The sequence below is a fragment of the Nocardia sp. NPDC004711 genome, from assembly GCF_053601595.1.
This window is the reverse complement of sequence record NZ_JBSGCB010000012.1, coordinates 80935-101009: the sequence shown is the minus strand read 5'-3', so window position 1 is coordinate 101009 and position 20075 is coordinate 80935. Positions and strand designations below refer to the sequence as shown.

At 68.0% G+C, this 20075-nt stretch carries 20 protein-coding genes, 2 tRNA genes and 1 pseudogene; 8 read left to right on the top strand and 15 right to left on the bottom strand.

Annotation, left to right across the window (positions count from 1 at the left end):
• Nucleotides 1–64 precede the first annotated feature (64 nt).
• Nucleotides 65–748 carry a GntR family transcriptional regulator gene (locus ACWEKS_RS14165; RefSeq protein WP_452340443.1) on the bottom strand — a complete coding sequence of 228 codons (684 nt, stop codon included), beginning with the start codon at nucleotides 746–748 and terminating at the stop codon, nucleotides 65–67.
• Nucleotides 749–837: 89 nt separating this feature from the next.
• Between ACWEKS_RS14165 and ACWEKS_RS14160 the strand changes: the two genes are divergently transcribed.
• Both ACWEKS_RS14160 and ACWEKS_RS14155 read left to right on the top strand, forming a co-directional pair.
• Entirely contained in the window at nucleotides 838–1371 is a 534-nt protein-coding gene (locus ACWEKS_RS14160; protein ID WP_452340442.1) for a YbhB/YbcL family Raf kinase inhibitor-like protein, read from the top strand.
• A 46-nt stretch (nucleotides 1372–1417) separates the two neighbouring features.
• A complete protein-coding gene (locus tag ACWEKS_RS14155) occupies nucleotides 1418–2260 on the top strand; it encodes an SDR family NAD(P)-dependent oxidoreductase (RefSeq protein WP_452340441.1) in 843 nt (280 codons plus the stop codon).
• Nucleotides 2261–2418: 158 nt separating this feature from the next.
• Here the strand turns inward: ACWEKS_RS14155 and ACWEKS_RS14150 are convergent, their stop codons facing one another.
• Genes ACWEKS_RS14150 through ACWEKS_RS14135 form a run of 4 tightly spaced genes read right to left on the bottom strand, consistent with a single transcriptional unit; the run spans nucleotide 2419 to nucleotide 5143 of the window.
• Nucleotides 2419–2610 (bottom strand): hypothetical protein, encoded by a 192-nt coding sequence (locus ACWEKS_RS14150; protein WP_452340440.1) that lies wholly within the window; start codon nucleotides 2608–2610, stop codon nucleotides 2419–2421.
• A gap of 12 nt (nucleotides 2611–2622) precedes the next feature.
• Entirely contained in the window at nucleotides 2623–3588 is a 966-nt protein-coding gene (locus ACWEKS_RS14145) for a sigma-70 family RNA polymerase sigma factor (RefSeq protein ID WP_452340541.1), read from the bottom strand.
• Between the two features lie 34 nt (nucleotides 3589–3622).
• Nucleotides 3623–4330, bottom strand: coding sequence for a hypothetical protein (locus ACWEKS_RS14140; protein WP_452340439.1), 708 nt, complete (start codon nucleotides 4328–4330; stop codon nucleotides 3623–3625).
• 21 nt (nucleotides 4331–4351) lie between these two features.
• Nucleotides 4352–5143, bottom strand: a complete 792-nt coding sequence (locus ACWEKS_RS14135; protein WP_452340438.1) for an SDR family NAD(P)-dependent oxidoreductase — start codon at nucleotides 5141–5143, stop codon at nucleotides 4352–4354.
• 188 nt (nucleotides 5144–5331) lie between these two features.
• Between ACWEKS_RS14135 and ACWEKS_RS14130 the strand changes: the two genes are divergently transcribed.
• Nucleotides 5332–6252 (top strand): SGNH/GDSL hydrolase family protein, encoded by a 921-nt coding sequence (locus tag ACWEKS_RS14130; protein ID WP_452340437.1) that lies wholly within the window; start codon nucleotides 5332–5334, stop codon nucleotides 6250–6252.
• Between the two features lie 15 nt (nucleotides 6253–6267).
• Here ACWEKS_RS14130 and ACWEKS_RS14125 read toward each other — a convergent pair whose 3' ends face one another.
• From ACWEKS_RS14125 to ACWEKS_RS14105, 5 genes are all read right to left on the bottom strand, one after another.
• Nucleotides 6268–7074: an LLM class flavin-dependent oxidoreductase gene (locus tag ACWEKS_RS14125; RefSeq protein ID WP_452340436.1), complete on the bottom strand. Its 807-nt coding sequence runs from the start codon at nucleotides 7072–7074 to the stop codon at nucleotides 6268–6270.
• Nucleotides 7075–7162: 88 nt separating this feature from the next.
• Nucleotides 7163–7238 (bottom strand) — tRNA-Arg (locus ACWEKS_RS14120).
• Nucleotides 7239–7306: 68 nt separating this feature from the next.
• Nucleotides 7307–7379, bottom strand: a tRNA-Leu gene (locus ACWEKS_RS14115).
• A 267-nt stretch (nucleotides 7380–7646) separates the two neighbouring features.
• Entirely contained in the window at nucleotides 7647–8060 is a 414-nt protein-coding gene (locus tag ACWEKS_RS14110; protein ID WP_452340435.1) for a pyridoxamine 5'-phosphate oxidase family protein, read from the bottom strand.
• A gap of 130 nt (nucleotides 8061–8190) precedes the next feature.
• Nucleotides 8191–12408, bottom strand: coding sequence for a molybdopterin-dependent oxidoreductase (locus ACWEKS_RS14105; protein ID WP_452340434.1), 4218 nt, complete (start codon nucleotides 12406–12408; stop codon nucleotides 8191–8193).
• A gap of 265 nt (nucleotides 12409–12673) precedes the next feature.
• Between ACWEKS_RS14105 and ACWEKS_RS14100 the strand changes: the two are divergent.
• From ACWEKS_RS14100 to ACWEKS_RS14090, 3 genes and pseudogenes are all read left to right on the top strand, one after another.
• Nucleotides 12674–13009: pseudogene (locus ACWEKS_RS14100) on the top strand (molybdopterin-binding protein); the annotation flags it as partial.
• A 25-nt stretch (nucleotides 13010–13034) separates the two neighbouring features.
• Complete coding sequence (locus ACWEKS_RS14095; RefSeq protein ID WP_452340433.1) at nucleotides 13035–13883, top strand: molybdopterin-binding protein; 849 nt, start codon at nucleotides 13035–13037, stop codon at nucleotides 13881–13883.
• 103 nt (nucleotides 13884–13986) lie between these two features.
• Complete coding sequence (locus ACWEKS_RS14090; protein WP_452340432.1) at nucleotides 13987–14730, top strand: pirin family protein; 744 nt, start codon at nucleotides 13987–13989, stop codon at nucleotides 14728–14730.
• A gap of 22 nt (nucleotides 14731–14752) precedes the next feature.
• On the opposite strand, the gene ACWEKS_RS14085 is transcribed toward ACWEKS_RS14090, so the two are convergent.
• Complete coding sequence (locus tag ACWEKS_RS14085; RefSeq protein WP_452340431.1) at nucleotides 14753–15355, bottom strand: TetR/AcrR family transcriptional regulator; 603 nt, start codon at nucleotides 15353–15355, stop codon at nucleotides 14753–14755.
• A gap of 57 nt (nucleotides 15356–15412) precedes the next feature.
• Between ACWEKS_RS14085 and ACWEKS_RS14080 the strand changes: the two genes are divergently transcribed.
• The gene (locus ACWEKS_RS14080) at nucleotides 15413–15922 is read left to right on the top strand and encodes an SRPBCC family protein (RefSeq protein WP_452340430.1); all 510 of its coding nucleotides are present in this window, start codon (nucleotides 15413–15415) and stop codon (nucleotides 15920–15922) included.
• Between the two features lie 305 nt (nucleotides 15923–16227).
• Nucleotides 16228–16710 carry a hypothetical protein gene (locus ACWEKS_RS14075; RefSeq protein WP_452340429.1) on the top strand — a complete coding sequence of 161 codons (483 nt, stop codon included), beginning with the start codon at nucleotides 16228–16230 and terminating at the stop codon, nucleotides 16708–16710.
• Between the two features lie 63 nt (nucleotides 16711–16773).
• On the opposite strand, the gene ACWEKS_RS14070 is transcribed toward ACWEKS_RS14075, so the two are convergent.
• From ACWEKS_RS14070 to ACWEKS_RS14055, 4 genes are all read right to left on the bottom strand, one after another.
• Complete coding sequence (locus ACWEKS_RS14070; RefSeq protein ID WP_452340428.1) at nucleotides 16774–17691, bottom strand: SMP-30/gluconolactonase/LRE family protein; 918 nt, start codon at nucleotides 17689–17691, stop codon at nucleotides 16774–16776.
• A gap of 45 nt (nucleotides 17692–17736) precedes the next feature.
• Nucleotides 17737–18555, bottom strand: a complete 819-nt coding sequence (locus ACWEKS_RS14065; RefSeq protein WP_452340427.1) for a helix-turn-helix transcriptional regulator — start codon at nucleotides 18553–18555, stop codon at nucleotides 17737–17739.
• Between the two features lie 56 nt (nucleotides 18556–18611).
• A complete protein-coding gene (locus tag ACWEKS_RS14060; RefSeq protein WP_354839518.1) occupies nucleotides 18612–19457 on the bottom strand; it encodes a 3-hydroxybutyryl-CoA dehydrogenase in 846 nt (281 codons plus the stop codon).
• A gap of 180 nt (nucleotides 19458–19637) precedes the next feature.
• Nucleotides 19638–19988: a hypothetical protein gene (locus ACWEKS_RS14055; protein WP_452340426.1), complete on the bottom strand. Its 351-nt coding sequence runs from the start codon at nucleotides 19986–19988 to the stop codon at nucleotides 19638–19640.
• Nucleotides 19989–20075: the final 87 nt, after the last annotated feature.

Here is a 20075-nt window from a genome sequence, read left to right as displayed (position 1 = left end):
CGGCCTGGATATCGGTCGGGAGAACTCGGACAGCGTTCTGGGACTGGAACATTCTGCCGCGGTGTCAGCCTTCTTGTTGTGCCAGTGCGGCCGTCGTCAGGGTGAGGTGTCGGGTCAGTAGGTCGGCGGCGGTGTCCGGGTCACGGGCCAGCGCCGCCTCCTCCAATCGGCGATGTTCGTCGATGCCGTCGCGGTCGGGGTTGCGGTGTGTCGACCAGCGGCGAGCCAGCTCGCTCGCGACCCACATCCGGTCGAAGGTCTCCAGCAGCACCGGGTTGCCGCACCCTGCCAAAAGGGTGCGATGGAACACCCGATGGGCCTCGGCCCAGGCCTCGCTGTAGTACTCGCCGTCCTCCGGGGTGAATGCCGGTGTGCGCGCCAAGCGGTGGTGGGCGGCCCGGACATCGCCCTCCCAGCCGACGTCACCACGGTCGATCGACATGCGGAGCAGGACCGGCTCGATGGTCCGGCGGGCCTCGCCGATCTGCTGCCAGCGGCGATCGGAAAAGGCCGGGACCGCGAAGCCGCGATTGGTCAGCCGTTCGGCCAGGCCCTCACCGACCAGCCGCACCAGCGCCTCGCGCACCACAGCCAGGCTCACACCGTGTTGCTTGGCCAGATCCTGCGGCTTGAGCGCGTCACCGGGCGCGTACTCGCCGCGCATGATCGCGTGCCGCAGGTGTGAGTAGATCTGCTCGGAAAGCATCTGCTTCTCCGGTGAGGTCGAGGTGTTGGCTGCCCTGGTCATGGTTCGATGATAGACGATCTTCGGAATAATCGATTATTTCTGATATCGTCGATCTTGCTTGTCCGGCACGACTCGAAAGGCACGACACGATGAGCGCAAACAATCCCTTCGCCCGGCTCCCCGAGACAGCCTCGTTCACGGTCACCAGCACCACGGTGAGCGACGGCGCCGCCTGGCAGCCCGCACAGTGGTCCTCCGGTGCCCCCGGCGGCAAAGACGTTTCCCCGCAACTGAGTTGGAGTAGCGCCCCGGCGGGCACCAAGAGTTACGCGGTGACCGTGTACGACCCCGACGCCCCCACCGGCTCCGGCTTCTGGCACTGGGCTGTCGCCAACATCCCGGCCACGACCACGAGCCTTCCCGAGGGCGCCGGAGACGACGCGGGTAGCGGGTTGCCGACCGGCTCCTTCCAATTGCCGAACGACGCGCGCCTGCCTCGATACATCGGTGCGGCACCGCCGGCGGGGCACGGTGAGCACCGCTATTTCGTCACCGTGCACGCGCTGGATGTCGACGACATCGGCATCGCCGCCGACTCCACCCCGGCTCTGCTCGGATTCACCATCGCGGGCCACATTCTGGGCCGAGCGACGCTCGTCGCTACAGCGGAGACACTGCCGTGAATTCCACTCGTGCATCCTGACGGGGTCGGTACGGCAAGGAAAGGTTATGAGCGACAAAGATATTGACCGCATCGCTGATCGCACTGTGCTGATCACGGGCGCGACGGACGGACTCGGCCGCGAACTCGCGGTGCGGCTCGGCGCAGCGGGTGCCCGGCTGATCCTGCACGGCCGCAACCCTGATCGGGCCGCTGCGGTCGCAGCCGAGGTGACAGCCGCGAGCGGACACGCTCCGCGGATCATCCTGGCCGACCTGTCACGACTCGCAGAGGTGGACCGGCTGGCCGACGAGATCATCGCCCGCACTTCACGATTGGATGTGCTGGTGAACAATGCCGGCACCGGCGGCCGGCCGGACGGAAGACGCGAACTCAGCGCCGACGGCAACGAATTACTGTGGGCGGTCAACCATCTGGCCCCGTATCGGCTGACCCGGCGCTTGCTTCCGCTGCTGCAGGCATCGACACCGGCGCGGGTGGTGAACGTGGCCTCCGCTGGCCAGCAGGAGATCAACCTCGACGATCCGACCCCCGAGCACGGCTACGACGTGTACACCGCCTACTGCCGCGCCAAGCTGGCGATGGTCATGGCGACCATCGAGTACGCCGAAGATCTCGACGGAACCGGTGTCACCGTGAACGCCCTGCACCCGGCCACCCTCATGGCGACCACCATGGTGCTGGAATCCGGCATCACGCCGATCAGCACCGTCGACGAAGGCGCGGCCGCGACCCTCCGCCTGATCTGCGATCCGGACCTGTCACAGACGACAGGCCGCTATTTCAACGGCACCAGGCAGACCCATCCGCACGCACAAGCCCTCGACCCGAAGGCGCGTCGCCGTCTACTCGAAATCAGTGACGCCGCAGTCGTTTCGGCGCTGGGCTGAGGTGGTGGGCCGGTAGGTCGCGCGATGCAGGACCAACCGGCCCATCACCCCCGAGTACGCATCGAACGTGCCGTCCGAGCGGCCTGTATGCCGGAGCTGTCTGGTTCCTTGGGGGGTGGTTCGAAAAGCATCCACCACAACGCCGATCCGTCGTGAGCCTATCGGCGGATCCCGCAGCGGGCGGCGGCAATACGGAACATTTGAAGGCGTTCCGATGGCCAATTCTCTTGGTAGATCTGCTGAATCATGCAGTCGGCGGCGTCCGCTGAACCGAGCATGAGTTGGCAGAACAGCCGCAGCTGTGCGCGCAGCTCGGCGTCTTGCCGGGCGATGTTTCCCTGTTCGGACATGCCGTTACCTGGTCAGAGTCCGAACAGCGGAAACAACCCGGAGCCGTGGAACGCGACGATCCTGCTGACGCCTTCGTCGGTGATTGTCAATACGTGCAGTGCATGCGGATGCTGCGCACCGTCGTGGCCGCGGGCGTACACCGCGAAGGCGGGCTGTCCATTGGCGGAGGTGGCGACCAGTTCGGCCGGACCGATCATCCGCATCTGTCTGGCCAGGAAGGCGAGGATGGTGTCTCGGCCTTCGAACCAGGTTGCGATCGGCGGCATTTCCCATCGTGCGTCTTCGGTCAAAACCGCGACGAGTTGATCGACGTCCGCGGTTTCGAATGCGGTGACGTATCGGTCGAGCAGGGCGCGCTGCCGTGGTTCGGCCGGTTCGGTCAGACCGTCCTCGCTGACCGGAACCTGGGCTCGCGCTCGCTGCAGCGCGCTGTTGACGGCCGCCGCTGTCATCTCCAGCAGTTGCGCGACCTCGGCGGTCCGCCATTGCAGCACATCACGCAGGATCAGCACGGCTCGTTGTCGCGGTGGTAGCTGTTGGAGCGCCCCCATCAGGGCGAGCCGCATGGTCTGTCGTTGCACCACGACGGTCGCCGGGTCGGTCGGTGTGGCGGTGAACAGGAAGTCGGGTATCGGCTGGAGCCACGACACCTCCGGGCTTCGCTCGATCAGCCAGGCTTCCAGATGTGTCTCGGGGTCGCCGAGATCGGCGGGCAGCGGCCTGCGTCTGCTTTTTTCCAGCGCTTTGAAACACGCCCGGGTCGCGATGCGGTAGAGCCAGGTACGCAACGACGATCGGCCCTCGAACCCGTCGTAGGCCCGCCAGGCGTCGAGATAGACGTCTTGCACCACTTCTTCCGCGTCGTCGACCGAACCGAGCATGCGGTAGCAGTAGGCGAGCAGCTCGCGTCGGAACGGTTCGCTCAGCCGTCCGAAGTCCTCGTTGCCGGTCGTGGTTTCGGTCATTGTGTGCATGATCCGCTGATCCTGCTGTGGGTGTTGTTCATCGTGATCAACCAACGGTGATGTCGGCCATGTCTATGGCGACCAGGACGATCCGGTCGTCGCCCACGGTGGTGTAGGCCCGTCGGGTGGCCGGGATGATGATGCCGTCGATGTCGCGGTAGTCGGCGGCGTAAAGGTGTGACTCGGTGGCGGGGTCGACGATGTCGATGGCGAAGTCGTGGCGGCGTAGCAGCCCGTCCGGGCCGAAGCAGAACACTTGTTCACGGGTGTGGCTCTTGATGTGGTCGGGAAAGGTCACGTGTAGCCGCCGCCATATTTCACCATCGGCCTCGATGGCCGCGATCTCTTCGCAGACGAACCCCGGCCACGTGAACAGGAACGGCGTATTCAAGTACGTCCACAGTGCTTCCCCGGTGAAGTACGCGAGATGCAGGTCGTCCCAAGGCGTTTGGAACTGGTGGCCGTCGAACGACCGCTCCGGATCGTCGCGCGCGTCGACCACCGTGCCGTCGCGTTGCTGCAGGACGACTCGGTCGGGCTCGAAGAGCGACCGTCGGTCTCGACCGGCGAAGTCCATGGTCAGTCGTTCCCGCGTGGTGTCCACCTCGAAGCGGACGTCCCTCAGCGCATCGCCTTTTCCCTTGACCTGCCAGAAGGCCCCGGTGATGGCGGCGTCGACGCGGATCGCCCGGATCCGATTCCATCGGTCCGAACCACCGTGCGCGGCAACCGCGCTCGCGAGTAGATCGTTCATTGCCTTGCTCCTCCGTGGTGGTCAGTCGACGATGATTCCGCCGGTCAGGTTGGCGACGGTTCCCGTCATCGCGGATGCTCGGTCGGAGGCGAGGAACACCGCGACAGCCGTGAGTTCGGCCAGTGTGGTCGGGCGTTTGCGGTGGGTCATCGCGCTGACGGCGGTAGTGAATTGGTCTTTGGGGATGCCCAGCGCGTCGGCGTGCAGCCCGAAAACGGCGTCGATGACCGGTGTCTCGACCATGCCCGTGGTACGCAGGCAGATCGAGCGGACGCCGTGCTGGGCCCATTCGGCCGACAGCGCGCGGTTGAGGGCTTCCATCGAAGCCCAGCCGACGCTCATACCGCCGACCAGGGGCAGGGGCACGCGGGCGGGTTCGGGTGTGTGCATCATGATCACTCCCGATCCTCGGGGAATCATGTGCCGTGCAGCGGACTTCGCGGTCACGAAGTGAGCCTGGGCGTATGTCGTGATGGGTCGCATGAAATTGTCGACCGATAGGTCGGTGAGCGGGATTCCCTGCAGTCCCTGCGGTGAGATTCCGATCGCGTTGAACGACACGTCGATGCCACCGACCTCAGCGACGACGGCGTCGAGGTGTGCGGTGACGGATTTCTCGTCCCGGGCGTCGACCACAGCGGTCTCGACGGCTCCGCCGGCGGCGGAGATTTCCTTCGCGACGGCGTTGACGATGTCGGGATTTCGCCCGGTCAGGAAGACCCTGGCGCCTGCGTCGGCGAATCCGCGGGCAACCGCGCTGCCGACCGCTCCGCCCGCGCCGTAGACAACCACGTTCTTGTTTTCCAGCAACATTTTCCTACCTCCTACTCATACAGAGGCGATCGCAGCGTAAAAGTCATCGGCTGAGTGGGCTCGGTCGGATCTTCGCCGGATTCGCGATCGATCGGCGGCGCTACCGGCGCGCCGCTACAGTAGGCGTTCGAATCTGAAGCGGTCGCGCTTCGCATGTTTTCGCAACGGATCGATAAGAGGTACACAGCTTGAAGAGTTCGGCTCGGTTGCGGTTGCTTGCAGCGTCCACGGTCTGCGGCACCGCAGCGGTGCTCGCCGCGATGGCGCCGCCGACCACGGCGGAGACTCCCGGCGGCAAAACCCTTGTGGTGATCGGCGATTCCTTCTCCGCCAACGGGGAAATCCTCGACCTGCTGAACGCAGGCGGGGATCCCGGCTGCAAGCACGTGCCCACATCATGGCCGACGCAGTTGACGCAGCGTATCGGCTTGTCGCCGGACGACGTCGAGGACACCTCCTGCCAGGGCGGCACGATCGACACCTCGGGCTGGACCCTGGTGCACCAGGTGAAACGGGCCATGTCCGATAGCGCGTTCGGACCGCGCACCCGGACCGTGACGATTCAGCTCGGTATGAACGACGCCTGGGGAGCCGACAACCCGGTCGCCTTGTCCCGTGCCTTCACGTGCCTGACCGACCTGATCGATGGTTGCGGTCCGGAAGCCGCAGCGCAGGGCCGCGCCCCCGACCTCGACACCGTCACCGGTCAGGCCTATGCCGATCGAGTCCGGCAAGCGGTGGATTACATCCGCTACTACGCCCCGAACGCGCGGATCGTTTTCGTGGGATACCCGGAAATACACTCTCCCGGCCAGGATTCCGCCTGCGCGAGCATCCTCGGCGTCGACGTGGTCCAGCCCCGAGCCGGCGCGGTCACCGGGTTCCTGGACCGGATCGACACGGCCCAGCGCGAGGCCGCCGGCATTCTGAACGTGACCTTCCTCGACACCCGAGCGGTGACCGCCGGGCACGGCGCCTGCACGGCGGATCCCTGGGTGGACGGAGCGTTCGACCCGCACACCGAACCGCTCGGGTTCCCCTGGCACCCCAGCGCGCACGGCGACTCGATGGTCGCAGCCGCCATGCAACAGTGGATCGCCCGAGGCTGAAAGCTGTTCCGGCAACTAACGTCCGGTGAGCTCGGCGACGACCGGAGCGAACCGGTCGGCGACGTCGGCGCCGAAGACGAAATAGGAGAAGCCGATCTCCTCCCGTCGCCGCTGGATTTCCTCGGCGGCGGCGGCCGGGTCATCCGGAAGGACGGTCATGGCGTCCGCCGCGCGAAGCGCGGCAGTGTCGGTGTCGGGAGGCGCCATGTGCGGCGCGACAGTATCGCCGATAACCGGTACGGCGAGCGCGAGCTCGGCGTCGCTGGTGGTACGGAAGTCGCGTGCCAGCCGCTCGACCTCGCCCCGAGGCTGATCCCCGAGCGCGAAGGTGACCGTGTCCGCGACCTCGGCCGCCAACGCCCGGGCCTTCGGACCGAGTACGGCCATAGCCACGGGCGTGTGACGTTCGGGGCCGTCGAGATCCCGCAGCCTCCGGACGGTCTCACGGACCTGGGCCAGCCGCTCGAAAGGCGGCGGTACGGCGGGCATTCCCTTGTCGCGGAGCTCGTCCTCGATTCCCGGTCTGCCGGTGCCGATGCCCATCTCGAAGCGCCCCTCGGTCAACAGCGACAGCGAGTGCGCTTCCCACGCCGTCAGCCAGGCCGGGCGTAGCGGAGAGGCGTACACCCAGGTCCCCACGCGCAGGTCGGTCAGGGCCGCGACGGTGGCCAGCATGGGACCCGGCGCGGGTTGCATCTTCGGAAAGTCGGGCACCAGCAGCGTCGAGTACCCGCTGTCGGCGATGCGGCGCACACGATCTCGCCACGCCGGAAGGTCGGTTCTGAGCGGGGCAACGACCCCGAATCGAAAGGGTCTCGTCATATCTGGACTCCTGTCTCTCGATCTATCCGGAGGAGTCGACGACGGATCCACCCGAAATTCATCGGCGCGGCCATGCTTCATCAAATGCTGGTGTGCCCGGAAGGACTCGAACCTTCGGCCTCCTGCTTCGTAGGCAGGCGCTCTCTCCGCTGAGCTACGGGCACCGGGCCCCGCGCGGATGTCGCCGTTGACATCTACTCCGCGTTGAGGTGCGCGGGGCGTGAAAGTTGGGTTCCCTCGGTGAGATTCGAACTCACACTTGACGGCACCTGAGACCGTTGCCTCTACCTTTGGGCTACGAGGGAATGGGGGTGGGGTGAGGGGATACGGAAAGGGCCGCTCCCCGCGGCGTTTTGCCCGGAAGCGGCCCTGGCGGGTCGGTGATGCCGAGGCCGCTAGGAGACGCTCCGGACGCGGAGCAGGCGGGCGAGGTTGAACGTGGTTGCGGGCTGAATCAGCTCGGTCATGGGGCCGCCTTTCCGGTGTCGTCGGGTGGAGGTGTTGAAAACACGGTAGCAACGGGATCCGAAGCGGTAAAACGATTTTCGGAGTTGGGGGTGGAGGTTCGGCGGTCAGCTTCCGGTGCGGGGGAGTTGGCCGAGGCGGCTGAGTTGGGCGGGTGGGGCGAGGTTGAAGCGCCGGCAGTCCGCGCATCGCCGGGATGTCGCGGTCGAGGTGGCCGTGTGGTGGAGTACGGCCAGGGTCGGCGCGATCTCGAGGGTGTAGTCCCGCAGGGTGGCGTGGCCGTCGATGATGAGCGCGTGACCGTCGGCGGTGGCTGGTGGCCACAGCAGGGTGACTGCCGGGTTGGCGGTGATATTGCGGCAGGTCACGGGTCCGGGTGCCGTGATGGTGAAGCTGCCGCCGGTGAGGGTGGGGTGCTGCGGCGTGGTGTGCGGTCCGAGGTCGCCGATGCTGACCAGGAAGGCGAACTCGTACTGGCCGATCAGATCGACCAGTTCCGCTGGTAGGTCCGGCACGTTCATTCACCAAGCGTAGGCGAATGTACGGTGCCGGAGAGCCGATTCTTCCGCGGATGAGGTTCTACCGACCCTGATGCACCGCAAGTGCGATTCTCGGATGTCGGGGCGACTGCTTCGGACCAGGTCGGCGAGTTCAGTAGACGTCGCGGACGTAGCGCTTGTCCGCGGCGAGTTTCTTGACGTAGGCATCGGCATCGGCGGCATCCATGTCGCCGTGATGAGCGACGATCTCCCGCAGCGCGGTGTCGACGTCCTTGGCCATGCGCGCGGCGTCGCCGCAGACATAGAAGTGGGCGCCGGAATCCAGCCAGCTCCAGAGCTGGGCACCGTGCTCGCGCATACGGTCCTGAACGTAGATCTTGGTGCGCTGATCACGGGAGAAGGCGAGGTCGAGCCGGGTGAGGACACCGCCCTGGAGTTGTTCGAGCTCCTCACGGTAGTAGAAGTTGGTGGCGCGGTGTTGTTCGCCGAAGAACAGCCAGTTGGGCGCTTGGTCGCCCCGCGCTCGCCGGTGTTCGAGGAACCCGACGAAGGGTGCGACGCCGGTGCCGGGGCCGATCATGATCGCGGCGGTGGCCGGATCGTCGGGCGGCCGGAAGTGTGGTGAGCGCTGGATGTGCAGGGCCAGCGGTTGGTCGGTGTCCGCGTCGGCGAGGTAGGTGGAGCAGAGACCGCCGCGGGGGCGTCCGGTCGGGCCCGGATACCGGACGACCGAGACGGTGGTGCGCACGATGCCGGGGTCGGCCAGCGGGCTCGAGGAGATCGAATACAGGCGCGGTTGAATACGTTTGAGCATGTCCGCCCAGCCTTGCGGGTCGGCCAGCCGGGGATGCTCGGCGGCGATGTCGACCGGTTGGCGGCCCCAGAGCCATTTCGCGAGTTCGCCCTTGTTGTCCTGGCGCAGCAGGGTTCTCAGGTACGGGGTGGCGCTGCGTTCGGCCAGGTAGCGCAGCAGCTCCGGCGTCACCTTGGTCAGGTCGAGATGGTCTTCGAGCGCGACCGACAACGGAAGTGGCCCGACCTTGGGGACTTCGACGACGGCGGCGGGGTCGAGCCCGGTGGTGGCCAGGAACTCCCACACCAGTCCCAGATCGTTGGCCGGTCGCACACCGAGCGCGTCCCCGACCTCGTACTGCAGCCCGGTACCGGTGAGATCGAAACTGAACTGCCGCACCTCTTTCTGCGCGCCGGGCAGGCTGAGCAACCGGTTGCCCACCAGTCGTCCCCGGGGCTGGTCCGTCTCGACTCGCGCGGCAGTCGGCGCCGGCACAGTGACAGCCTGCACTGACGCTGCCGAGGCGGTGGCGAGCGCCACCGGTGCGGGTTCCGCTGTCGGAGTGACGGATTCGATGGCCGCCGTGGACGTTTCGGTGAGTGCGGTCCGTAGCTCGTCGAGCCAGGCGGTGGCGGTGTCGTGGTAGTCGGGCTCGCAGTCCGCTCGCGAGACCAGGCGTGCGGCGCCGAGTTCGCCGAGGCGCTGATCGAGACGCTTGCCGTGCCCGCAGAAGGCGTCGTAGTTCGAGTCGCCGAAGGCCAGGACCGCGAATCGGGTGTCGGTGAGCGCTGATTCGGGCAGGGCGGTGAGGGCGTCCCAGAATCCTGCCCCATTGTCGGGAGCGTCGCCGTCGCCGAACGTGCTGCTCACGACGATCAGATCGGCGGCGCGCGGCAGGTCGGCGGCGGACACGGCGTCCATGGCGTGCACAACGGGCGCCCGGCCCGGCGTGGTGAGCGCCGTGGCGAGGGTTTCGGTGGCGAACTCCTCGGCATTGCCGGTCTGCGATGCCCACAGGATCACCAGCGGGCGTGCCGGTGCCGAGGGCTCGACGGCCGTGAGCGTCGACGTCTGCGCGGATGGCAGTGCGGCGGAGTCGATGTGGGTTCGCTGGTGTGGCGTGAACATCCCCGCCAACAGACCGTCGACCCACGCCGCGGTGGTGTCTCGCAACGGATTCGACGCGGGAACGGCGGGCAGCAAGCCGTCTTCGCCGGTGCGCTGTACACCGGCGAGAAATCCTGCCATATAAGCTGATTCGACTTCGGTGAGGGCAGGGGCCGCGAGGTCCGTGATGCCCAGAACAGCGGCGGCCGCTGCCGCGCGACCGTCCGCTGTCGGTGCTACCGGCCCAGGGGAGGCCGCAACGCTGGCCGCGGCCAGTGCTTCGGTGCTCGAGGCGGGTTCCGACTCGGGCCGGACCGGTGCGGAGACTTTCGCGAGAGTGACAGCGCACACCTTGAATTCGGGCTGATGCGAGATCGGGTCGACGGCGTCGTTGGTGACCGCATTGACCGCGAGATACTCGCCGAACAGGTCGTTCCAGTGGAACGGTGCGAACGTGGTGCCCGGCCGCACCCGATCGGTGACCACCGCGGGCAGCACGGCGCGGCCGCGCCGGGACGCCACCTCGACCCAATCCCCATCGGCGACACCGAGTTTCGATGCGTCGTCGGGATGGACCTCGACGAACGGTCCGGGATTGAGCTTGTTGAGCTTGGCCACCCTGCCGGTCTTGGTCAGGGTGTGCCACTGATGCTGGACCCGTCCGGTATTGAGGACGAACGGGTAGTCGTCATCGGGCAGTTCGGCGGCGGGCAGATGCGGGCGCGGGAAGAACACCGCACGACCGGACGCGGTGGGGAACCGCAGTCGCGGTGTGGCGGCGTCGTCGCGGTAACGGATCGGGTTGCGGGCGGGGCCTTCCGGTGCGATCGGCCACTGCAGCGGTCCTTCCCGGAGCCGATCGTAGGTGGCTCCACGCAGGTCGTAGCCGGTCTTCGGATTCCACGCGCCTTTGATCTCCTCGAAGATCTGCTCGGCATCGGTGTAGGTGAAGGCGTCGGAATAGCCCATGGCGCAGGCGATTCGGGCGATCAGCTGCCAATCGGGGATGGCCTCGCCGGGCGCCGGAATCGACTTGCGGACGAGCGTGAGATTGCGCTCGGAATTGATCATCACACCTTCGGCTTCGACCCACAGGGTGGCCGGCAGCGTGATATCGGCGTAAGCATTGGTCTCGGTGTCGGCGAACACGTCCTGCGTGATCACCAGCTCGGCGGCCTCCAGCCCCGCCAGCACGGTCTTGCGATTCGCCACGGTGGCAACGGGATTGGTGCAGATGATCCAGCAGGCCTTGATCTGTCCGGCCGCCATCTTCGCGAACATGTCGATGGTTCCGGTGCCGACGTCGGTGCGCAGGGTCCCCGGCGGCACCTGCCACAGCCGTTCGATGAACTCCCGATCGGCATCGACCAGGACCGACCGCTGACCGGGCAGTCCCGGTCCCATGTAGCCCATTTCCCGGCCGCCCATGGCGTTCGGCTGGCCGGTCAGCGAGAACGGTCCGCTGCCGGTGCGGCAGATGGCCCCGGTCGCCAGGTGCAGGTTGATCAGGGCGTTGGTGTTCCACGTCCCGTGGGTGGACTGGTTGAGACCCATTGTCCAGCAGCTCATCCACTCGCCCGCGGTGCCGATCAGCTCGGCCGCCCGGCGGATGTCGGCGGCCGCGAGCCCGGTGATCTCGGCGACGGCCTCGGGCGGGTAGTCCCGCGCGAACTCGGGCATCGCCTCCCAGCCCTCGGTGAACTCGGCGATGAAATCCGTTGCGGTGTGGCCATTTTCGATCAAGAGGTGCAGCAGGCCGTTCAGCAGCGCGAGATCGGTGCCCGGTTTGATCTGCAGAAACAGATCGGCCTTGTCGGCGGTGGCATTGCGGCGCGGGTCCACCACGATCAGCTTCGCCCCGGCCTTGACCCGATCCATCATGCGCAGGAACAGGATTGGATGGCAGTCGGCCATGTTCGCGCCGATCACCAAGAAGACGTCGGCGTGGTCGAAGTCGTCGTAGGAGCCGGGCGGTCCGTCCGCACCGAGGGAGAGCTTGTAGCCGCTGCCCGCGCTGGCCATGCACAGCCGCGAATTCGACTCGATCTGATTGGTGCCGATGAATCCCTTGGCCAGCTTGTTCGCCAGATACTGGGCTTCCAGCGTCATCTGGCCGGAGACGTACAGGGCGACCGCATCGGGACCGTGTTCGTCGATGAGCGCGCGCAGGCGTCGAGCGGCGTCGGTGATCGCGGCGTCGAGGGCAGCCGGTTGTGGTGCCGCCCCGCGCTCGGCGCGAACCAGCGCGGTGGTCAAACGGCCGTCGGCCGCCATCATGTCGGCGTGGCTGCCGCCCTTGGTGCACAACCGGCCACCATTGGCGGGATGCGCCTTGTCGCCGGTCGCCTTGCGGATCCGGGGTCCGGCGGGACCGGCGTCGAGTTCCACGGTGATCCCGCATCCCACCCCGCAGTACGAGCACACCGTCCGCGCTGGGCCCGCGTCCGCTCCGGAATCGGTTGCCGCCACTGAACATTCCTCCCCGCTCGCGTCTCCGTGTTCGTGGGTCTTCACCGCCACGCTAGGAACGGCCTGTTACCGGATGGTCACGTGCCCGGTTACGTTCACCTCTCCATGGGGTCGGGCTGCCTGTGCGTTCGGAAGGCCCGCACAACGAACCGCAGATGCGGGTGAGATGCCGGAAATACTGCGGCAACTACGGAGAAAGTCCGGCGAAATCTCCGTATCCGAGGATTTATGGATATCAGTCGAATCATCGCAAAGGACGTGATGCGTGAGCGCGGTACAGGCCCGATCCGCCAGGCCGGCAACCGGACCGGAGGTGACGGTGGCGGAGATCGACGCGGTACTGCGCCCGGCCTTGCCGGCCATCCCCGCGCGCTACGCGGCGCTGTCCGAAGCGCTCGGCGCGACCTTGGCCGAGCCGCTGACCGCCATGGCGGCGCTTCCGGCCGCGGACACCGCGGCCATGGACGGGTTCGCGGTCGGTGGCCACGGGCCGCGCTGGCGGCTGCTCATCGGATCGTGCACCGCGGGAAGGCAATCGGGTATCTCGCTCGCCGAGGGCGAGGCGGTGCGGATCGCGACCGGCGCCCTGACCCCGGCCGGGACCACGGCGGTCGTGCGCTCGGAACATGTGCACGTCGAGCGGGCAGGCGGCGATCGTGCTCGCCCCCGGCGTACCGCGCCGCAACGACATTCGCCGCCGGGGCGAATCCTGGTCCGGCGGAGAAGAATTGACAGGGGCCGGTGTCCGGGTGAACGCCGCCGTCATCTCCGTCGCGCAGAGCGCCGAGACACCTATCGCCATGGTCCGGGGCCCGTTGCGCGCCGACCTGCTCCTCACCGGCGACGAGATCCGCGCCACCGGAGCCCTGCGGCCCGGCCAGGTCCGCGACGCACTCGGCACCGCGTTGCCGCACTATCTGAGCCACTGCGACATCGGTGTCCGAAACCTGACCCGGCTCCCGGACGACCGTGCACTGTTGCGGTCCTGGTTCGACCGTGACACCGACGCGGAACTGGCCATCACCGTCGGAGCCACCGGGCGCGGCGCCGCCGACCGGTTGCGTGATGTCCTCGACGAAATCGGCGCCCACATCCTGATCGATGGTGTTCGCATGCGCCCGGGCGGTTCTCACCTGGTTGCGCGCCTGCCCGGCGGTCGCATCCTGCTCGCCCTGCCGGGCAACCCCCTGGCCGCCGTCGCCGCGACACTGGTGACCGGGCGGGCCTTGGCACACATCCTCACCGGCCGCCAGGATTCGGCGGTGTCCTGGGGTCGCATTGCCGACGCGGCGACCCCGGACCACGACCGCACCCGCGTCGTGCCCGTCCGGCAGGTCGAAGGCGGAGTGTGGCGGGCCATCGGCGCCGTCGGCACCCCACACCTGGCCAACCTCCTGAACGCCCACGCCCTGGCACTCCTCCCGCCGGGAACCGGCCGCGGCACCCTGGTCGAATTGCTGCCGCTGCCACGGTGACTCGTTCGGCGCTCGATCCGCGGAGCCCGCTTCGGCGTCACGGTCGGGAATGCCGGCTCGCCTGCAGGGTTACACAGGCGGGAGGGATCGGTTGCGGAGGTGAGTGGTGAGCGAAGCGGGTGTTCGGGTTGTGCCGGGCGCGGATCGCGGGCGCTGGCGGAACGAGTGGCTCGATTCCCGGCAGTCGTTCCCGGCCACCGGCAATTTCGATCTGGCGGCGAATGCCCACGGGCTGCTGATGATCCACAACGAGGACATCGTCGACCCCGGCGAGGGGTTCGACACCCATCAGCACCGTGACATGGAGATCGTGACCTGGGTGCTGGAAGGGACGGTGGTCCACCAGGATTCGGCGGGTCACTCGGGTCTGATTCATCCCGGTATGGCGCAGCGGATGAGCGCGGGCACCGGGATTCTGCATTCGGAGCGCAATGGCGCCGGCCTGCTGGAGCGGCAGCGCCTGCACGTCGTGCAGATGTGGGTGCCGCCCCACGAGCCCGGAGCCGCTCCCGGATACCAGGAGCGGGACATCACCGCGGAGTTGGCAGGGAACTCGCTGATCACCGTCGCATCGGGCATCCCACGCGACCGCGATCGGGCGGCGATCGTCATCGGAAACAGGTATGCGGCCTTCCACGCGGCGCGCCTGGAGCCGGGCCATACGGTGCAGATTCCGGACGCGCCCTACGGCCACGTCTTCGTGGCGCGGGGGAGTGTCGAATTCGAGGGCTCCGGGGTGCTGACCCAGGGCGACGCCGTGCGATTGACCGCCACCGGCGGCCATCGGGTCACCGCTGTCGAACCGAGCGAACTGCTGATCTGGGAGATGCACACGACCTTCGCCTGATCGCCGTGCGTCGACCGATGTGTCAGCCCTCGACCACGGGCGACTCGGCATTCAGCGCGTCACGGACGATCCGGTCGACAGCCGCGGCGGTCCCGGCCGGATCGGCATCAGGCTTGCGTGCGCTGCGCCGCACGGCCGCGTACGGCAATTCGATGATCAGCAGTGCCAGCCGTTCGCGGTCGGCCCGGCTGCGGTAGTGCAGGCGATCGCCCAGAATCCGCACGGCCTCGTTCAGCCGGGCCTGCCGGGCCGCGGCCGCCTCGCGGGCTTCGGCACTCCACTGTGCGGATCCGAACGACTCCGGTCCGGCGAGCAGGACCGCCGCGTCCGTCGGGTGGCGGAGCGACCAGTCGATGACGTGATGCGCGGCCTGGACGGCGGCCTCCTGCGGCGGATCGACCTCCAGCGCCACCAGGAACCCGCGCTGGAATCGATCGAGCGTGCGCAACCACAGACCGGCCAGCAGTGCCGCCCGGTCGGGGAATCGGTAGTAGACCGAGCCGCTCGGCGCACCCGCGGCCGCAGCTACCGCACTCATCGTGACCGCGCCGGCGCCGGCTGTCGCAGCGATCTTCGCCGCGGCGTCCAGTAGTGAGTCCGCGGTGTGCGCAGGTTTCCTCGACATGTTCTAGAGAGTAGCCTCTAATTGGGAATTGGAGAGTAATCGCTAAATGGAGGAATCATGATTCGCAACGTCCACAGCCGGGTGATCGCGGCCGATGCCCAGGCAGTTGGTCGGCTACTCGACACGCTGGCGACCGACGACGACCGGCTGTGGCCGGTCGACCGATGGCCCGCGATGCGATTCGATCGGCCACTGGGAGTCGACGCATCGGGCGGCCATGGTCCGATCCGGTACACCTGCGTGAAGTACGTTCCGGGACGTGAGGTGCTGTTCCGCTTCCGTCGCCCGCTCGGCTTCGACGGCACGCACGGATTCGTCGTGGACGAGGTGGATGCCACGCACACCCGCCTGACACACGAGTTGGTGATGCGGACGCGCGGAATGGATCGGCTCGCGTGGCCACTCGTGTGGCGATGGCTGCACGACGCCCTGCTGGAAGACTCCCTCGACCTCGCGGAGACAGCCTTGGTTCCGGGCACGCCGCCGAGGAGCGTCCACAGCGGCTACGTTCGCTTCCTCCGCGCACGTGTGCACACCGCCGAGGGCCGAAGGGAGCTCGCAGGTTAGAGATTGGGCCTGACGGTCAACCCTCGATCGTCAGGCCCAGGTGCGAACTACCCACTGGGCAGATTCGTACGGAAAGTGGGCTCGTGATCGCCGGAACCGAGTGGGCGAAACGGCTGCGGCGGGACTGAGGGAGAATGGGTGCGTGGGCGACGCAATGAAGAAGAAGTTCGGAGATCGGCTCGGCATTCGGGCGGTCGTGGCGGGAGCGGGTGCCGCGGCGCCCGTCGGCGGCTAGGTCGATGTCGGATCGGGAAGTACCAGGACGCGGATCCCTGCCCGGACCCGGCGGGAACAGGTTCGATGCCGTGGAACGGCTACGCAGGCAGCTCGAGGCATTGAAGGCTGCCGAGCGCGGCAACGCCGACGCCGGGGATGCCTCGTCGAAGATCACCAGGCTGCCGCGTCGCCCGCGGCGCAAGAACGAAGAAGCCGTCGAGCGTCCGCACCAGCCGTGGCGTCCGGAAGGCGGCTCGGTCTACGATCCGGCACCGACCCGGCCGGTGCTGCGATCCGAGCTGCAGCGCGAGACCGGGTGGTGGCCGGTCGACCCCGGCCCGGGGCCGTACCCCGCTCCGGTCACCGATTCGGGTAGCGGCGAACAGGAGGGGAGTGTCATCGACCTCGGCGCCGTGCGGCGCAAGCGAGCCGGTGACGATGCCCCGGCCACCGGTATTCGGCCGGTGGCTCGCCCCCGCAGAATCGGGCCCGCCGCGGGTGAGGGATCCGCACCGGACAGCGGCGGCGACCCCGATCTTCCACCACCGGACGGACCCGCTCGGCGGCCCTGAACCTTCCACGCGCACGCACAGACCGCCTGCGGAGCCGGCTCCTTCCGCCAGGAGTCACCCGACTCAGTCGTCGAGGCGTACGCGAAGCACGTCACCGCGGCCGGTGGCAACCATGAGATCCCGGTCTGAGCCGGGGACCGTCGCCACCGCGGCCAGCGGGTCCCTGGTCAAGAGCGTGCAGCTGGTGTGGGTGCCGGGGTCGACGCGGAGCAGGGTGCCGGACGTCGTGGCGGTGTAGAGGAATCCGCCGGGGCCCACCGCCAGGTCGTCGGCGAGTGGGGTGTCCGTAGTGGTGCTCTGGCGGGACGGGTCGGCGATCGGGATCCGGACGAGCCTGCCCTGCGGGGTGAGATAGACCGTCGTGTAGATCCAATCACCGTGGACGGCAATGCCGTTGACGCCGAATATCTTGGCCTGTGCCGACCACTCGGTGTCGACGGTGCCATCGCGCCGGACCCGGACCACCCCGGACCCGGTATCGGCGACGTACAGGCTGCCCTCGGCGTCGAAGGCCGCACCATTGGCCATGCTCAGGCCGCCGACGAAGGTCTCGGGAACCGGTGTGGTGGCAGTCGGGTCGAAACGGACCACACCGCTGTCGTGACGGCCGGGCAGCAGGTTCACCGAGTTGTCGCCGTAGACGACATACAGCAGTTGATCGGGGCCGAGGCGGATCGCGCCGGGCGAGCTGACCGGGACGGTCGCGGTGACCCGGCCGGCACTGTCGTACCGCTGCACTTCATTCCGGTACAGCCGCGCGATCCACAGGTTGCCCTGCGCGTCGAATCCGAGGTTCTCGGCCCAGTCGACGAACGGGATCACCGCGGTGGCGACGGTCGATACGGTGACGGCAGGGCATGAAACCGGTTGGGACCGCGCGGTTCCCGGCGCGGCCAGACCGGCGGCCGCCACCGCGAGCAGGGTCGCGCCCGCCGCGGCGATCCGGTACGGCCGAGTGTGCGTGTGGGGGAATGGCTTCACGGTCGGTGATGGTAGGTACCAGAACCGATCGGTTGCCTGGGTGCGTTATACCCAGGCTCGCGCAGCGCCGAGGCGCGCCAGGCGCGCGGCGGTCGGGCTGCCGGGCTCGGCCTGATAGACCATCAGCCGCTGGCCCGCGTCGCCGCGCACATCGAAGGACTCGTAGGTCAGGAACAGCTGACCGGCGTCGGGATGGCAGAACTCGCGGGGCTCGGTCGTCGCGGTGCACAGCGTGTAGGAATGCCACAGTTCGGCGAATTCGGTACTGGCCGTGGTGAGTTCGGCGACCACGTGACGCAGGCGTGGATCGTCCGGATACAACGCCCCCGCCTGCCGGAAGCCCGCGACCATGGCCTGGCAGGTCCACGTCCAGTCGACGCAGAACCGGCGAGCGGCCGGTTCGAGGAACGTCATGCGGGCCAGATTGTCGACGCACGGGAATCCGGAGAAGAACGCGCGGGCGATGGCATTGGCGGCGAGGATGTCCATGGCCGGGTTCAGCACCAGGGCCGGCGCGGCCGGATAGCCGTCGACGATGCGGCGCAGCGTGGGGCTGACCGTCTCGTCGGGGCTCGGATGTCGCGCGGGCGGGGCCACCCCCGCGAGGCGGTAGAGGTGTTCGCGCACAGCCTCGTTCAGTCGCAGCGCACCGCTCAGCGCCTCCAGCATCTGCGCCGACGGGTGGCGCTCCCGCCCCTGTTCGAGGCGGGTGTAGTAGTCGCTGTTCATTCCGGCGAGCTCGGCGACCTCCTCGCGGCGCAGTCCCGCCACCCGGCGGCGGCCGTGCGAGATCAACCCGATGTCCTCGGGACGCAGGGCCGCGCGGCGGGCGCGCAGAAAATCGCCGAGCTCGTTGCCGGTCATGCCGACCACGCTAGGTGCTCGCCGCCGCCGGTTGCCCGGCGGCGGCCCCGACGGCGTCAGTAGGTGTAGAAGCCGCGGCCGGTCTTGCGGCCGAGGTAGCCCGCGTCGACCATGCGGCGCAGCAGCACCGGGGGCGCGTACTGCGGCTCGCCGAATTCGGCGTAGAGGGATTCGGCGACCGCGAGGGTGACGTCGAGGCCCACGGTGTCGGTGAGGCGGAGCGGGCCCATGGGGTGGGCGCAGCCGCTGACCATGCCCTCGTCGATGTCCTCGGCGCTGGCGAAGCCGGTCTCGAACATGCGGATCGCGCTGCAGAGGTACGGGATCAGCAGGGCGTTGACGATGAAGCCGGCCTGATCCTTGGACTCGATGGTGCGCTTGCCGAGGATGTCGCGGGCGTAGGCGGTGACCTTGTCGACGACCTCGCGGTCGGTCTTGAGGGTCACCACGATCTCGACCAGCGGCAGCACCGGGACCGGGTTGAAGAAGTGCACACCCACGACGCGGCCCGGGTTGGCGGTGGCATTGGCCAGCCGGATGACCGGGATGGACGAGGTGTTGGTGGCCAGGATGGTCTCGGGGGAGACGATGGCGTCCAGCTTGGCGAAGAACTCGGTCTTCAGCGTCTCGATCTCGGGGGCCGCCTCGATGACCAGCTCGCGGTCGGCGAAGTCGTCGATCGAAGTGGTGAGGGTGATGCGGGCGCGGGCCTCGTCGGCCGCGGCCTGCTCGAGGCGGCCGGACTTGACCGCGCGGGCCAGGGACTTCTCGATGCGTGAGACGGCGGCGTCGGCCGCCGCGGTGTCGCGCTCGAGAACCAGGACCGACCCGCCCGCGCGGGCGGCCACCTCGGCGATGCCGGCACCCATGGTGCCGCCGCCGATCACGCCGATGCGTTGCACTTACTTCTCCTTGTACCTCGGGGAAATCGCCACCTATCTTGCTCGACCATCCGGGACCGCCTTCCGCCGGGCGGCAGCGGCAACAGCCACTGGACAGTGTGCGTGTCTCAGGCCACAGCTCCGGATCGGCGGCACTCCGGCCCGGTACTGTCCAGAGCCGTCAAACATGCTGAGCGATCATCATGGGCGATTACCCCCGAGCGAGCCCCGAGCCGACGCAGACCGGTCCGGGGCTCGATCGGTCACGTTGGGCGTCCGGCCCATCGTGCCCATTCCAGCCGTCAGCGGCTCGTGCCGAGCCAGGTACCGCCGATGTTCGACGGTGATCCAGCCGACGCCGGCGATCAGTGCGATCGCGGCCGCGGCGGCCCACAGATCGGTCCAGCTGCTACCGGGCGTCATGGCCAGCGCGATGACACCGACCAGCAGCAGGGCGAAGCCGGGCCACGACACACCGTCCAGGAGAGTCGGCACCGTGGCGCCCGCGGGTGGCTCACGGACCGTTTCGGGGTGGAGATTGCGTGGTGGCATAGGGGCGCGCTCCTTCCGGTTCGTACACTGCCCTGTCCAACGGGTTCCCGATTGCGCGCTCCCGAAACAGGTTACCGTCGGCGGTGC